Here is a 14,036-nt window from a genome sequence, read left to right as displayed (position 1 = left end):
CGTCGCGGGACTACCAGGCCCAGGCCTCAGGCCCCGGGCCGCCCTTGCCGACGGGCGGGAACAGCTCGTCGAGCCGCTGCAGGGTCGCCTCGTCGAGCCGCAGCCCGAGCGCGCCGAGCGTGTTGTCGAGCTGCTCGATCGTTCGGGGACCGATGATCGGCGCCGTCACGCCGTCCTGCGCGAGCAGCCAGGCCAGCGCGAGGTTCGCCGGGTCGGTGCCCAGCTCGGCGGCGAGCTTCTCGAACGCCTCGACCGACGACCGGTGCTTCTCCAGGTGCTCGGCCGCACGCCCTTCGGCGGTGCGTCCCGCGGCGCCCGACGCCAGCTTGGCGAGAGCCCCGCTGAGCAGGCCGCCGTGCAGCGGTGACCAGGGGATGATCCCGATGCCGTACCGGCGGGCCGCCGGCAGGACCTCCAGCTCGACCGTGCGGGCCATGAGGTTGTAGAGGCACTGCTCGGCGACCAGGCCGAGGAAGTCGCGCCGGTTCGCCGACTCCTGGGCGGCGGCGATGTGCCATCCGGCGAAGTTGGAACTCCCGACGTACAACACCTTGCCCTGCATGACGAGGACCTCCATCGCCTGCCAGATCTCCTCCCAGGGCGTGGCCCGGGAGATGTGGTGCATCTGGTAGAGGTCGATGTAGTCGGTCTGTAGTCGCTTGAGGGAGGCGTTGGCCTCGGCGATGATGTGGCGCGCGGAGAGGCCCTGACCGTTCGGCCACTCCTGCATCTTGCCGTAGACCTTGGTCGCGAGGACGACCTTCTCGCGGCGGCCGCCGCCCTGGGCGAGCCAGCGGCCGATGATCTGCTCGGTGACGCCTTCGCCGAGCTTCCAGCCGTACACATTCGCGGTGTCGAGGAAGTTGATGCCGTGCTCCAGCGCGCGGTCCATGATCGCGAAGCTGTCCGGCTCGGCCGTTTTCGGCCCGAAGTTCATCGTCCCGAGACACAGTCGGCTGACCGTCAGGCCGGTCCGCCCGAGGTTCGTGTACTCCATGACTGCCAACCTATCGCGCGATCTTGAACCGCACGGGGCGGCGAACGTCAGCTCGTCTCGCGCGCGGCCGGTGCGCCGCCGAACAGGACATCGTCCCAGCTCGGCAGGCGCTTGCGGGGCTTCTCCGACGCGGCCGACGGCTGATCCACCGCGGCGGCGGCCGAGGTCGTGTTGCGGCGCGGGCGCAGGACGGCCAGCGACGGCACCGCCGGGATCTCCTTGCTCTGGTCGCTGTCGTCGTCGAACGGCGAGCGGCCGATCAGCGCGGCGGCGCCTCGGGCCCGGTTCTCACCCTGGACCGGTGGCGGCGTCACCGCGGGCGGCTCGTCGGACGCGTTGCGGCCCAACGGGCGGTCGAGCGACGCCAGCAGCGCGTCACGGCCGGCCCGGATCGGGTCGTTGCCCAGCGCGCGACCGCCGGGGCGGCGCTCCGGCGCGGCCGGGCGCATCGGCTCGTGACCGCCGGTGCGGACGGCGTCGGGGCGCAGGCCCAGGTCGCCGCGGCTGCTCTCGCCGCGGGCCGGCAAGGTGCGCTCCGGCGCGGGCGGCTCCTGGCCGAGGATGTGCGGCGCCCGCTCGGTGCAAAGATACTGCGCCATGTCGTCGTGCGGCGCGACGAGCTGGCGGGCCTTGTCGAGCTCCCACACCGCCTGCGCGGTCGCCTTGCCGCTCGGCCACGTCGCGGTGATCCGCCAGGTGCCGTCCTCGCGCCGGTACGCATCCCAGGAGATCTTCTCGGTGTCGATGCCGTGCTGGCCCAGCCGCGTGTCGACGACCTCGGCGAGCGACGCGCCCTTCTCGGACGTCTTCAGCCGGGTGCGCCGTGCATGCTGGGCGAGCATCGCGCGCTCCTGGAGGACCGGCCCGGCATACCGCAGGACACGGTCGACCGGCACGCCGGCGACCCGCGCGACCTCCTCGGCCGACTCGCCGGAGCGGATGCGGGCTTGGATGTCACGCGGGGCGAGCTGGGACGCGCCGGTCTCGATCGGGCTCGCCGGGTGGCTGTGATCGGGGCGGAGCGCGCTCTGGACGCGCTCGTCGATGGGCAGGGCGAGCAGCCGCCCCACCTCGTCGGCCAGGACGAACGCCTGACCGTCCTCCGAGAGGGCGACGAATCGCACAGGCCGCATAGCGTGCCTCCGTCCCACCCGCTAGCAGGCGCCTTCACTCAGCGCCTATCGGCCACAGTACGGCAACCCTAGCTGGAAGAAAGCGCGCCGCGCCGAGAGAAACGGGAAACGGCGCTGATCAGAGGCGCTCGATGACGTAGTCGACGCAGACCGTCAGCGCCTCGACGTCGGCCGGGTCGACGCCCGGGAACATCGCCACGCGGAGCTGGTTGCGGCCCAGCTTGCGGTACGGCTCCGTGTCGACGATCCCGTTGGCCCGCAGCGCCTTGGCGATCGCGGTCGCGTCGACCGAGTCGGCGAAGTCGATCGTCCCGATGACGTTCGAGCGGACCGCGGGGTCGGCGACGAACGGCGTCGCGACCGGCGAGCGCTCGGCCCATCCGTACAGGATCGAGGCCGACTCGGCGCTGCGCTTGGCCGCGAACGACAGGCCGCCCCCGGCGAGCATCCAGTCGACCTGCTCGGCGGCCAGGAAGATCGTCGCCAGCGCCGGCGTGTTGTAGGTCTGCTCCAGCCGGGAGTTGTCGATCGCGGTCCGCAGGTCGAAGAAGTCCGGGATGTAGCGGCCCGACTCCTTGATCTCGGCGGCACGCGCGATCGCGGCCGGCGACATGAGCGCGATCCACAGCCCGCCGTCGGAGCCGAACGCCTTCTGCGGCGCGAAGTAGTACACGTCGGTCTGGCTGACGTCCACGTCGAGCCCGCCGGCGCCCGAGGTCGCGTCGGTGAGGTGCAGGGCGCCTTCGTCCGTGCCGGCCAGCCGCTTCACCGGCACCGCGACGCCCGTCGAGGTCTCGTTGTGCGGGGTGCAGTACGTGTCGACGCCCTCTTCGGCGCGCAGGAGGGCGCCGGTGCCGGGCTCGGCCTTGACGACGGTCGGCTCACCGAGGAACGGGGCCTTCTTGGCCGCCGCGGCGAACTTCGCGCCGAACTCGCCGAAGCTGGCGAACTGCGCGCGGTCGCGGATCAGGCCGAAGACCGCGATCTCCCAGAACGCGGTGCTCCCGCCGTTGCCCAGGACGACCTCATAGCCCTCGGGCAGGCTGAAGAGGTCCGCGAGGCCGCGCCGCAGCCGGGCCACCTGGTCGCGCACCGTCTTCTGCCGGTGGCTGGTGCCCAGGTAGGTGGTGGCGATGCCGGCAAGTGCCCGCACCGCCTCGGGCCGGACCTTGCTCGGGCCGGCACCGAAACGGCCGTCGGCGGGCTTGAGCTCGTCAGGGATGCGGATGTCGGCCATGTCGGTACTCCGGGGTGCGGCGGCGGGCGGGTACCTCGCGGATCCTGCCACCTGCGCCGCCGACACCCCGGTGCGATTGACGCTCAGGGCGACGAGCGTCACACCCGGATCATGCGTCCCGTCGGCTGTACTCCGGATCGCTCACGCGTCGTGCGGGATCTGGTCCCAGCCCTCGACGTCCTGCGGCTTGCGGGGGCTCGGGCCGACGTACTTCGCCGACGGGCGGACCAGCCGGCCCAGCTCCTTCTGCTCCAGGATGTGTGCGCTCCACCCGGCCACGCGGGCGCAGGTGAACATCGACGTGAACATGTGGGCCGGCACCTCGGCGAAGTCGAGCACGACGGCCGACCAGAACTCGACGTTGGTGGCGAGCACGCGGTCGGGGCGGCGGGCGTGCAACTCCTCCAGCGCCGCCTTCTCCAGGGCCTCGGCGATCTCGAAGCGCGGCGCGCCGAGCTCCTTGGCGGTGCGGCGCAGGACGCGGGCACGCGGGTCCTCGGCGCGGTACACCCGGTGGCCGAAGCCCATCAGGCGCTCGCCGCGGTCGAGGACGCCCTTCACGTATCCCTCGGCGTCACCGTTACGCTCGACGGCCTCGATCATGCCGAGGACCCGCGACGGCGCGCCGCCGTGCAGCGGGCCGGACAGGGCGCCGATGCCGGAGGAGATGCAGGCGGCGGCGTCGGCGCCGGTGGAGGCGACCACGCGGGCGGTGAACGTGGAGGCGTTCATGCCGTGCTCGGCGGCGGAGATGAAGTACGCGTCGACGGCCTTGACGTGCCGCGGGTCGGGATCGCCCCGCCAGCGGCGCATGAACCGCTCGACGATGGTCGACGCCTTGTCGATCTCCTTCTGCGGCACGGCCGGAAGGCCGAGCCCGCGGGCGGCCTGCGCGACGAACGACAGGGCGGTGACGCTGACCCGGGCGAGGTCCTCGCGGGCCTGGGCCGTCTCGATGTCGAGGAGCTGGCCGAGTCCCCAGTAGGGGGCCAGCATGGCTACGGCGGACTGCACGTCGACCCGGATGTCGCCGGAGTGCACCGGCACCGGGAACGGCTCCGCGGGCGGCAGGCCCGGGCCGAACTTCCCGTCGACCAGCAGCGCCCAAACGTTACCGAACGAAACCTGACCGATGAGATCCTCGATGTCGACGCCGCGATAGCGCAGCGCGCCGCCTTCCTTGTCGGGCTCCGCAATCTCGGATTCGAAGGCGATGACACCCTCGAGTCCCGGCTTGAAATCGGACATCACGCACTCCTGTGGGTCGGGGTGTCGAACCTTTTTGTTACCCGCCGGTCTTCTCTCTGACATCTTGACCCCGGTGCGTTGCCGTTGCCGACTTAACGGGGGCTCAGATGTGTCATACGTGACACATCTTCACGCATATGACATCGGCGGAGGAAGGATGTGAGCGTGAGACCCAGCACATCACCGCAAGATTTGTCGCGGATGCGTACGGAGTACGCGGGCGAACTCACCGAGGACTCTCTCGCCGACGACTGGCTCTCGCAGTTCGCCACCTGGTTCGCCGACGCCGTCGAGTCGGACGTTCCCGAGCCCAACGCGATGCTTCTCGCCACGGCCTCCGCCGACGGGCGCCCGTCCGCCCGCACCGTGCTGCTCAAGGGGTATGACCAGCGCGGATTTACGTTCTTCACGAACTACGACTCGCGCAAGGGCAACGACCTCGCGGGCAACCCCCGCGCGTCGCTCGTCTTCCCGTGGTATGCCCTCCATCGGCAGGTCATCGTCCTCGGCACCGTCGAGAAGGTCGCACGCGAGGAGACCGAGGAGTACTTCGCCAAGCGCCCCAGGGGCGCGCAGTTGGGCGCCTGGGCCAGCCCGCAGTCGAGTGTGCTGCGGTCCCGCGAGGAGCTGGAACGGCGGTTCGCGGAGGCCGGGCGGCGGTTCGGCGACGGCGTGATCGAGCCGCCGCCGCACTGGGGCGGATACCGGGTCGCGCCCGAAGAGGTCGAGTTCTGGCAGGGCCGCACCAGCCGACTGCACGACCGCCTGCGCTTCACCCCGCACGGAGTCGAGAGACTCGCCCCGTGACAGTCACGGCGGGCAAGCCGGCCGGCTGGATCCGTAAGCACGCCATCGACATCCGCCCCCTGCGTCACGCCGCGTACCGCCGCATCTTCGTCGGCAACGCCGTCTCCTTCTTCGGCGTGCAGTTCACGGCGGTGGCCGTCCCGGTGCAGATCTACGACCTCACCAGGTCCGCCTTCTGGGTCGGCGTCTCCAGCTTCGTCGGGCTGATCCCGCTGGTCCTGTTCTCCCTCTGGGGCGGGGCGATCGCCGACGCGTTCGACCGGCGCAAGGTGCTGCTCGTCAGCTCGTCGCTGATGTGGGTGACGACGCTCGGCCTGTTCGCGCAGGCGCTGCTGCACGTGGAGAACGTCTGGCTGATGCTCGTACTGGTCGCCGCGCAGTCGGCCGGCTTCGGGATCAACAGCCCGGTCCGGCAGGCGATCATCCCCGCGTTGATCGACAAGAACGAGGTCGCCGCGGCCCAGACACTGGGCTTCACGGTGTCGAACATCGCCGCGATCGGCGGACCTGTCGGCGCCGGCGTCGTCATCGCCGCGTTCGACGTCTCCGCCGCGTACGCGATCGACGCCGTGCTCTTCACCGTCGTGCTGTGGGCGGCGCTGCGGCTGCCGAGCGTCCCGCCGAGCGGCACGGCGGCGACCGGCGGCCTGCGCGACATCCGTGACGGCCTGCGGTTCCTGGCCGGCTCGAAGATCATCCTGCTGACGTTCGCGATCGACATCGCCGCGATGGTCCTGGCGATGCCGAAGGCGCTGTTCCCGGTCGTGGCCGACGAGCGTTTCGGCGCGACGTCGCTCGGCTGGCTGTACGCCTCGATCGCCATCGGCGCGGCGCTCGCCGGGCTGACGTCGGGCTGGATCGGGCGCGTGCACCGGCAGGGGGTCGCGCTGGTGCTCGCGGTGGTGGGCTGGGGCCTCGCGGTGGCGGCGGCCGGAGCGGTGCCGTGGCTGTGGGCGTGCGTGGCTTTCATGGCCGTCGCGGGCGCGGCGGACATGGTGAGCGGTGTGTACCGGCAGACGGTGCTCCTCAGCGCTCCGGACGAGATGCGGGGGCGACTCCAGGGCGTCTTCTTCGCCGTGGTCGCCGGAGGGCCACGTCTGGGTGACCTTCGGGCGGGTTCCGTCGCTGATGTGACCGACGCCACTTTCTCGTGGGTCAGCGGCGGCGTTGCCGCGGCGACGGTCGCGGTCATCCTCGGGCTGACATTCCCTGTCCTGCTCCGGTACACCGACCGGTCAAACTGACGATATTGTCGCGACCATGGACACCGCGCAGCTTTCGCTCGCCCCTTCGGGTACACAGTGGACGATCGCCTCGGGCGGCCACGAGGCCGTCATCGTCGAGGTGGGCGGTGGTGTCCGCAGCTATACCGTCGACGGGGAGGACGTCGTCGCCGGTTTCGCCGAGGACGAGCGCTCGATCGGCTTCGCCGGGCAGGTCCTGGCGCCGTGGCCCAACCGGATTCGCGACGGGCGGTTCTCGTTCGACGGCGAGCAGCACCGGCTGCCGCTCACCGAGCCGGAGCGGCACAACGCCATCCACGGCCTGGTCAACTGGGCCCGCTGGCGGCTCGTCGACGCCGCACCCGACAGCGTCACCGTCGAGCACGACCTGGTGCCGCAGCCCGGGTACCCCTGGCCGCTGCGCCTGCGGACCACCTGGTCGGTCAGTGACGCCGGCCTGCGCGCGTCGCACGTGGTGACGAACGTCGGCGGGACGGCGGTGCCGTTCGGCCTGGCCACCCACCCGTACGTGATCATTCCCGGCGTCCCGGTCGACGACCTGACGCTGCGCGTGCCGGCCCGCAGCCGGCTGCTGGTCGACGCGCGGCTGTTGCCGATCGGCGCGGCGCGGGTCGCCGGCAGCGAGTACGACTTCACGGAGGGGCGCCGGCTCGGCGGCACCGTCCTGGACACGGCCTTCGGCGAGCTGGACACGGATGCCGAGGGCGGCTCCCAGGTGGTGGTCACCGCTCCCGACGGGCGCGGTGTCACGGTCTGGGCGGACTCCTCCTTCGGCTGGTGGCAGGTCTACTCGTCGGACACGCTCCCGGCCGACCGCCTGCGCAAGGCCCTCGCGATCGAGCCGATGACCTGCCCGCCCGACGCCTTCCGTTCGGGGCGCGACGTGGTGACGCTGGCCCCTGGGACCACCTGGCGCGGCACCTGGGGAATCCGCAGGATCTAGTCTCACATCGTGGAGCTTGCCGAGGTGATCCGCCGGCGGCGGATGGTGCGCAACTACGACCCTGACCGGACGGTTCCTGCGGAGCTGGTCGACAAGCTGCTCGGCTACGCCGTGCACGCCCCGTCGGCCGGCTTCTCGCAGGGCTGGGAGTTCCTGACGCTGACATCGCCCGAGGACCGCGCGCTGTTCTGGTCGGTCACCACGCCCGAGGACGCCCTGCCGTCGGACTGGCTGGAGGGCATGGGCCGCGCGCCGGTGATCATCGTGCCGCACAGCCACCGCGACGCGTACCTCGACCGGTACGCCGAGCCGGACAAGGGCTGGACGGACCGCGACGAGGCCCGCTGGCCGGTGCCCTACTGGCACATCGACACCGGCATGGCCAGCCTGCTGGTCCTGCTCGGCGCGGTCGACGAGGGGCTGGGCGCCTGTTTCTTCGGCATCCCGCCGGCACGCACGGAGGCGTACCGGTCGGCGTTCGAAGTGCCCGACGCCTACACGCCGATCGGTGCCATCACCCTCGGCTACCGGGCGGAGGACAAGAAGTCCCCGTCCCTGAAACGGGGCCGTCGCGCCTCGGAGACGGTCACTCATCGTGGTCGGTGGGGCACCAGGACCGATTTGTGATCTCGCGCGGGCCGGGAACTGTCGTACGGGGTCGGTACCCTGGCACGGTCAGGGGGGTGAAACGTTCATGATCTTCAAGGCGGTCCGCGACGGTCGGCCTTATCCGGAGCATGGGCTGACGTTGAAACAGTGGTCCGAGATTCCTCCGCGGCCGGTGCGCCTGGACCAGCTCATCACCACCAAGCGTGAGCTGGCCCTGGACAAGTTGCTCGCCGAGGACTCGACGTTCTACGGCGACCTGTTCCCGCACGTGGTGCAGTGGGAGGGCGGCCTCTATCTGGAGGACGGTCTGCACCGCGCCCTGCGGGCGGCGCTCCAGCAACGCACGTCGATCCATGCCCGGGTGCTGGTGGCGTAGCCGCCCGGCATGCCGGACGGGCGGCGTCGTCGAGCATGAACGACCCCTAAGCTGGGCATCGTGACGACACGACCGCTGGACCTGCTCGACGTCGACGCGCTGCACTCCCAGGAGGAACTGGCCATCCGCGCCGTGGTGCGCAGGGTGGTCGACGACCACGTGCGACCGAACGTGGCCGAGTGGTATGAGCAGGGCCAGGTCCCGGTTCGCGACCTGGCGCGCGAGTTCGCCAAGGTCGGGCTGCTCGGCATGCACCTGCACGGATACGGGTGCGCCGGGGCGAGTGCCGTCGCCTATGGGCTGGCCTGTCTCGAGCTCGAGGCCGGCGACTCCGGGGCCCGCAGCCTCGTGTCCGTCCAGGGGTCGCTCGCCATGTTCGCCATCTGGAAATTCGGGTCGGACGAGCAGAAGGACGAGTGGCTGCCGCGCATGGCCGCCGGCGACGCGATCGGGTGCTTCGGGCTGACCGAGCCCGACCACGGCTCGGATCCGGCCTCGATGAGCACGAGGGCGCGGCGCGACGGGAGCGACTGGATCCTCAGCGGCGGCAAGATGTGGATCACCAACGCGCCGGTCGCCGACGTCGCGGTCGTCTGGGCGCGGACCGAGGACGGGATCTCCGGCTTCGCGGTGCCGATGGACACGCCCGGCGTGACGGCCCGCGAGGTGCACCACAAGCTGTCGCTGCGCGCGTCCTGCACCGGCGAGATCGTCCTCGACGACGTGCGGCTCCCGGCGAGCGCCCAACTGCCGGCGGCCCGCGGTCTCAAGGCGCCGTTGTCGTGCCTGACCGAGGCGCGGTACGGGATCGTGTGGGGCGCACTCGGCGCGGCCCGCGACAGCCTGCACACCGCACTCGACTACGCCGGCACGCGGGAGCAGTTCGGCCGGCCGATCGCCGGCTTCCAGCTCACCCAGGCCAAGCTCGCCGACGCCGCCGTCGAACTGCAGAAGGGCTACCTGCTGGCGCTGCACCTCGGGCGGCGTGCCGACCAGGGCGTGCTGCGGCCCGAGCAGGTGAGCGTGGGCAAACTCAACAACGTGCGGGAGGCCCTCGCGATCGCCCGGCAGTGCCGCACGATCCTCGGCGCCAACGGGATCAGCGCCGAGTATCCCGTCATGCGGCACGCCGCCAATCTGGAGACGGTGCTGACCTACGAGGGCACGTCGGAGATCCATCTGCTGGTCATCGGGCAGGCGCTGACGGGGATCGCCGCGTTCTCCTGACGCGGGTGGGGTGAATCGTCGACAAAGCGTGCTGAGATCGACTCGCAACGTTTTGCGGACGCCCTTACCGTGTTAGGGAGACGAGTCTCCCGAGGAGTCCAGCATGGCCCGCAACGATGAGAACGGCGCCTCCGTGGAGGCGTCGAAGGAGCCCAAGACCGCGGAATACCCGGAGGTCACCGGCCCGCGGACCGATCCCGTCGAGCCCCGTCCCGACAAGGAGACCGTCGTCCCGGTCGCGGCCGGTGGCGGTGGGATGCGCGGGCTCTTCTGGCTGGTCGCCACCATCGGTCTGGTCGTCGCCGTGGTGCTGGGCGCGAAGACCGTCGGGCTCTTCCCCGAGCTGAAGAACCCGTTCGCCCAGGAGCGGACCGACCGCAGCGGCCCGGCCCTGCTCAAGTCGGTGCAGGACCTGAGCCAGTACGTCGCGGCCGAGGGCAACTTCGAGGTCATCGTCGACGTGCAGAAGGACCGGAAGTACATTCCGGACTTCCTGCTCAACGAGCGCATCCTGTTCGTGGCGGCCGGCTCGGTCGAGGTGTACGTCGACTTCGCGAGCATCGGCCAGGGCGCGGTGAAGGAGTCCGAGGACCGGCGCTCGGTCGAGATCACGCTGCCCGCGCCGCAGCTCCGACCGGTGCGGATCAACAACGAGCGCAGCTACGTCTACTCCGAGGAGCGCGGCGTCTTCAACCGCATCGGTGACGTGTTCAGCTCCGATCCGAACCGGCTCCAGGAGGTCTACAAGCTCGCCGAGCAGAAGATCGGCGACGCCGCCAAGCAGGCCGACCTGGGCAAGCGCGCCGAGGAGAACACCCGCCGGATGCTCCAGCAATTCCTGGGGGCCTTGGGCTACACCTCCGTCACCGTGAACTTCCCGGCGGGCTGATCGGGAGTTCTCGACCGCGAGGTTCCATAACGGTAGTTGCGCGGTAACACGCTGAACACTGGTCATTTACCCGATGGACCAAGCTGCGTGCCTCTCATCACAGTATTTGACTCGGGGTAACTGGTTGATCCGCGATCTGCTGACCTGGGGCGGAGGTGACGGTGGCTACCGTCGCGCTCAAAGATGTGATGAAGGTGTTCGCCGATGGCACCGTTGCTGTCGACAGAGTGAACCTCGACGTGGGACAGGGCGAGTTCATGGTGCTCCTCGGTCCCAGCGGCTGCGGCAAGTCGACGCTGCTGCGGATGGTGGCCGGTCTCGAGGACCCCACCTCGGGCGCCGTCATCATGGACGGCGAGCTCGCCAACGACCTTCCGCCGCGGGAGCGGGGCGTCGCCATGGTCTTCCAGGACTTCGCGCTCTATCCGCACATGACCGTGGGCGAGAACATCGGCTTTCCGCTCCGGTTGTCCGGTGTCGACGCCGAGCCCCGGGCGGAGCAGGTCGCCGAGGTGGCGAGTGCGCTCGGCATCGGTGACGTGCTCGCCCGCAAGCCCGGCCAGCTCTCCGGTGGCCAGCGCCAGCGGGTGGCGATGGGCCGGGCGATCGTGCGGCGCCCGAAGCTCTTCCTGATGGACGAGCCGCTGTCCAACTTGGACAGCGGACTGCGGGCCGAGCTGCGCGCCGAGATCTCCGGCCTCGTGCGCGAGCTGGGCGTCACGACGATCTACGTGACGCACGACCAGGCCGAGGCGCTGACCATGGCGGACCGCGTCGCCATCCTCCGCAAGGGCGTCCTCCAGGACGTCGGCACCCCGACGCAGGTGTACGGCCGGCCGGCGACGCTCTACGTCGCGGCCTTCCTCGGCAGCCCCCGCATGAACCTGCTCGAGGCCGAGGTCTACGTGCACCTCGACCGGCACATCGCCCTGCACATGGGCGACCAGGTCCTGCACCTGCCGTGGAACGACCTGCGCTCGCGCCAGGTCGCGCACTTCCACGGCGAGCGGATCGTCATCGGCGTCCGGGCCGAGGCGCTCACCCCGGTGCCCGACACGACGAGCGGCGACGTCCTGCGCGGCCGGATCCGGTACCTCGAACACCACGGCCACGAGTCGCTCGCGTTCCTCGACATCGGCGCCACCGCCGTGATCGTCGACGAGATCGGCAATCCGCCCACCGACGTGCCGATCAACGGCGGCGGCCTGCGCCGCTTCGTCAGCCGGCTGACCGGCCGGGGCGGGTCGGGTTCCGCGGAGCTCGTGGGCGCCGGCGTCAACGGCCGCGGTCCGCGCCGCGCGAAAGAGAGCGTGCTGAGCGACCCGGGCCGGCACCACCGCCGCCCCGCGGAGCTCGCGGTGCGACTCGCGCCGTATCCCGCAGTCACTCATGGTCACCCGCTGTCGGTCGCCGTGCGCATGGAAGCACTGCACTTTTTCGACGAAAGGGGACAACGCATCGACGTGGGGTGGCGCTGAGTGATCTGGCTCGAATACCCTGCGGCGAACTTCGACGGAGTAGGGGGAAGCTCCGATGGCGACTCACGGCGAGTCCGGCGGCGGGCTGCTCATTATCGAGCGGATTCTGCGCGACCGGGATTCGATCTGGCGACAGATCGGCGAGGAACGTGATCTCGGCAAGCTCACACGACAGATGCTCTACAGCTCCGTAGTGGCCCTGGCCTGCTACGGAGCCGTGCTCGGCGCGTCCAACAGCGTGGCACAGGCCGGACTGTCCGCGCTCAAGCTGCCACTGTTGTTCCTGACCACCCTGGCCATCTGCCTGCCGACGCTCTACCTGTTCAACCTCGTGTTCGGTGCGCGGCTGCAGGTGAAGCAGGCATTGGCACTGGTCATGGTGACGATCACCGTCACGTCGGTGTTGTCGCTCGCGTTCGCGCCGATCAGCCTGTTCTTTCTGATCACCGCGTTCAGCTACTCGTTCTTCAAGATCCTGAATGTGGGGATCCTGACGCTCGCCGCCTTCGTCGGCCTGCGGTTCCTCACCGTCGGCATGCGCACGCTCAACGAGCACACCGCGGCGATCGCCGCCGCCAAGCGCCGGCAGCGGGAGGAACAGGAGCGGGCCGAGGCGGCCGCGCTGGCCGCGCTCGAGGCTCCCGCGGAGAGTGTGCCGGTGTCGCCGGCCCCGGCCGGTGCTCCGGCGGGCGGCGAGGGCGACGGGGAGTTGGTGCCGGCGGCCGTCCCCGCGACGATCGGCAACGGCGCGGCGCCGCAGGTGGCCGTGCTGTCCCAGTCGACTGCGGCGCACCTCGGCCCGCCGTTGCTGATGCCCGACGGCCGCTACGCCTACCCGATCCCGCCGCACGTCGGGCCGCAGCCGCCGGTGCGGCCGGCGCCCCACCAGATCCCGCCCGGCGAGCGCCCGGCGAGCATGGCCCTGCTCAACGTCTGGATTCTGCTGTTCGGCTTCGTCGGCACCCAGCTAGCGTGGACGCTGCGGCCGTTCTTCGGCGAGCCGCACCAGAAGTTCGAGGTCTTCCGCAAGATCGAGGGAAACTTCTACGTCAACATCGTCCACGCGATCGCCGACCTGTTCACCTGAGTTGCTACTTGCCGGTAACATCCCGGCATGACTGTTGACGCCAAAGCCCTCGCGGCGGGGCTCACGTCCGCGGTGCCGTTCGCGCGCACCGTCGGCATCGAGATCGTTGACGTGATCATCGACGGCGGCGGCATTCGTGCCGTCGCCACGCTGCCCGACGAGGAACGTCTGCACAACCACGTCGCCGGGCCGCATGCGGGCGCACTGTTCGCCCTGGGGGAGACCGCCTCCGGGGCGGTGGTGACGGCCGCCTTCGGCCCGCACCTGGCGCTCGGCACGCCGCTCGCGGTCCGGGCCGACATCGCCTACAAGAAGCTGGCCGTCGGGCCGGTCCGGGCCACCGCCACCCTCGGTCGCGGCGTGGGTGAGGTGCTGGCCGAGCTCGGCAACGGGGTGCGCCCCGAGTTTCCGGTGGCGGTCGAGATCACGCGCGCCGACGGCGCGGTGACCACCGAGATGACAATCGTCTGGACGATCCGTCCGCACCGTTGATCGCCGCTCGTCCTGGTCGTGCGGGGAGCCGCACCGGTACCCCTGGATGGCCGACGGCCTGAGCGCCTCCCTCACCGTGCGTCCCGACGCGGTGGTCGTCGAGGATGGGCGTGCCCGCCCAGCCCCGCGGCACCGTCCACATCGCGACCTTCGGCGCGACGGCCGCCTCAGGCCGCGCGTTGGCGGAGCTGCTGGCAGGGCGCTGACCCGGCGCACACCCTGCGCACACCCTGCGCACACCCTGAGCGCGCGCACAGCCGCCGTTTCAC

The 14,036-nt window shown here is 70.7% G+C and carries 14 protein-coding genes; 10 read left to right on the top strand and 4 right to left on the bottom strand.

Annotated features, from left to right (window positions below; genetic code table 11):
* Nucleotides 1-10 precede the first annotated feature (10 nt).
* From Drose_RS35710 to Drose_RS35695, 4 genes are all read right to left on the bottom strand, one after another.
* Nucleotides 11-997 (bottom strand): aldo/keto reductase, encoded by a 987-nt coding sequence (locus Drose_RS35710; protein ID WP_260725616.1) that lies wholly within the window; start codon nucleotides 995-997, stop codon nucleotides 11-13.
* A 47-nt stretch (nucleotides 998-1,044) separates the two neighbouring features.
* Nucleotides 1,045-2,130, bottom strand: a complete 1,086-nt coding sequence (gene sepH, locus Drose_RS35705) for a septation protein SepH (protein ID WP_260725615.1) — start codon at nucleotides 2,128-2,130, stop codon at nucleotides 1,045-1,047.
* Nucleotides 2,131-2,248: 118 nt separating this feature from the next.
* Nucleotides 2,249-3,367 carry a phosphoserine transaminase gene (gene serC, locus Drose_RS35700; RefSeq protein WP_260729931.1) on the bottom strand — a complete coding sequence of 373 codons (1,119 nt, stop codon included), beginning with the start codon at nucleotides 3,365-3,367 and terminating at the stop codon, nucleotides 2,249-2,251.
* Between the two features lie 141 nt (nucleotides 3,368-3,508).
* Nucleotides 3,509-4,615, bottom strand: a complete 1,107-nt coding sequence (locus Drose_RS35695) for a citrate synthase 2 (RefSeq protein WP_260725614.1) — start codon at nucleotides 4,613-4,615, stop codon at nucleotides 3,509-3,511.
* 201 nt (nucleotides 4,616-4,816) lie between these two features.
* Between Drose_RS35695 and pdxH the strand changes: the two genes are divergently transcribed.
* The 10 genes from pdxH to Drose_RS35645 all read left to right on the top strand — a co-directional run bounded on the left by pdxH (nucleotide 4,817) and on the right by Drose_RS35645 (nucleotide 13,767).
* Nucleotides 4,817-5,422, top strand: a complete 606-nt coding sequence (gene pdxH / locus Drose_RS35690; protein ID WP_260725613.1) for a pyridoxamine 5'-phosphate oxidase — start codon at nucleotides 4,817-4,819, stop codon at nucleotides 5,420-5,422.
* Complete coding sequence (locus Drose_RS35685; protein ID WP_260725612.1) at nucleotides 5,419-6,666, top strand: MFS transporter; 1,248 nt, start codon at nucleotides 5,419-5,421, stop codon at nucleotides 6,664-6,666. The genes pdxH and Drose_RS35685 overlap by 4 nt, the downstream gene beginning before the upstream one ends.
* Nucleotides 6,667-6,682: 16 nt before the next feature.
* Complete coding sequence (locus Drose_RS35680) at nucleotides 6,683-7,609, top strand: aldose 1-epimerase family protein (protein WP_260725611.1); 927 nt, start codon at nucleotides 6,683-6,685, stop codon at nucleotides 7,607-7,609.
* A gap of 9 nt (nucleotides 7,610-7,618) precedes the next feature.
* Nucleotides 7,619-8,236, top strand: coding sequence for a nitroreductase family protein (locus tag Drose_RS35675; RefSeq protein WP_260725610.1), 618 nt, complete (start codon nucleotides 7,619-7,621; stop codon nucleotides 8,234-8,236).
* A 67-nt stretch (nucleotides 8,237-8,303) separates the two neighbouring features.
* A complete protein-coding gene (locus tag Drose_RS35670; protein WP_259860041.1) occupies nucleotides 8,304-8,594 on the top strand; it encodes a type II toxin-antitoxin system VapB family antitoxin in 291 nt (96 codons plus the stop codon).
* Between the two features lie 60 nt (nucleotides 8,595-8,654).
* The gene (locus Drose_RS35665; protein WP_260725609.1) at nucleotides 8,655-9,821 is read left to right on the top strand and encodes an acyl-CoA dehydrogenase family protein; all 1,167 of its coding nucleotides are present in this window, start codon (nucleotides 8,655-8,657) and stop codon (nucleotides 9,819-9,821) included.
* 103 nt (nucleotides 9,822-9,924) lie between these two features.
* Nucleotides 9,925-10,710 carry a DUF4230 domain-containing protein gene (locus Drose_RS35660; protein ID WP_260725608.1) on the top strand — a complete coding sequence of 262 codons (786 nt, stop codon included), beginning with the start codon at nucleotides 9,925-9,927 and terminating at the stop codon, nucleotides 10,708-10,710.
* 161 nt (nucleotides 10,711-10,871) lie between these two features.
* Nucleotides 10,872-12,188, top strand: coding sequence for an ABC transporter ATP-binding protein (locus tag Drose_RS35655; protein ID WP_260725607.1), 1,317 nt, complete (start codon nucleotides 10,872-10,874; stop codon nucleotides 12,186-12,188).
* A gap of 55 nt (nucleotides 12,189-12,243) precedes the next feature.
* Nucleotides 12,244-13,275 (top strand): hypothetical protein, encoded by a 1,032-nt coding sequence (locus Drose_RS35650; protein ID WP_260725606.1) that lies wholly within the window; start codon nucleotides 12,244-12,246, stop codon nucleotides 13,273-13,275.
* A gap of 27 nt (nucleotides 13,276-13,302) precedes the next feature.
* Nucleotides 13,303-13,767, top strand: coding sequence for a DUF4442 domain-containing protein (locus Drose_RS35645; protein ID WP_260725605.1), 465 nt, complete (start codon nucleotides 13,303-13,305; stop codon nucleotides 13,765-13,767).
* Nucleotides 13,768-14,036 lie beyond the last annotated feature (269 nt).

The organism is Dactylosporangium roseum (assembly GCF_025264685.1).
Classification (GTDB): Bacteria; Actinomycetota; Actinomycetes; order Mycobacteriales; family Micromonosporaceae; genus Dactylosporangium; species Dactylosporangium roseum.
Note: the sequence above shows the minus strand (reverse complement) of the source record. Positions and strands in the feature narration are given on the sequence as shown.

What these genes read in the sequence shown, in the direction of transcription:
- Drose_RS35710 (WP_260725616.1), bottom strand. Translation starts at nt 997, where the DNA reads ATGGAGTACACGAACCTCGGGCGGACCGGCCTGACGGTCAGCCGACTG.
- sepH (WP_260725615.1), bottom strand. Translation starts at nt 2,130, where the DNA reads ATGCGGCCTGTGCGATTCGTCGCCCTCTCGGAGGACGGTCAGGCGTTC.
- serC (WP_260729931.1), bottom strand. Translation starts at nt 3,367, where the DNA reads ATGGCCGACATCCGCATCCCTGACGAGCTCAAGCCCGCCGACGGCCGT.
- Drose_RS35695 (WP_260725614.1), bottom strand. Translation starts at nt 4,615, where the DNA reads ATGTCCGATTTCAAGCCGGGACTCGAGGGTGTCATCGCCTTCGAATCC.
- pdxH (WP_260725613.1), top strand. Translation starts at nt 4,817, where the DNA reads ATGCGTACGGAGTACGCGGGCGAACTCACCGAGGACTCTCTCGCCGAC.
- Drose_RS35680 (WP_260725611.1), top strand. Translation starts at nt 6,683, where the DNA reads ATGGACACCGCGCAGCTTTCGCTCGCCCCTTCGGGTACACAGTGGACG.
- Drose_RS35670 (WP_259860041.1), top strand. Translation starts at nt 8,304, where the DNA reads ATGATCTTCAAGGCGGTCCGCGACGGTCGGCCTTATCCGGAGCATGGG.
- Drose_RS35660 (WP_260725608.1), top strand. Translation starts at nt 9,925, where the DNA reads ATGGCCCGCAACGATGAGAACGGCGCCTCCGTGGAGGCGTCGAAGGAG.
- Drose_RS35650 (WP_260725606.1), top strand. Translation starts at nt 12,244, where the DNA reads ATGGCGACTCACGGCGAGTCCGGCGGCGGGCTGCTCATTATCGAGCGG.
- Drose_RS35645 (WP_260725605.1), top strand. Translation starts at nt 13,303, where the DNA reads ATGACTGTTGACGCCAAAGCCCTCGCGGCGGGGCTCACGTCCGCGGTG.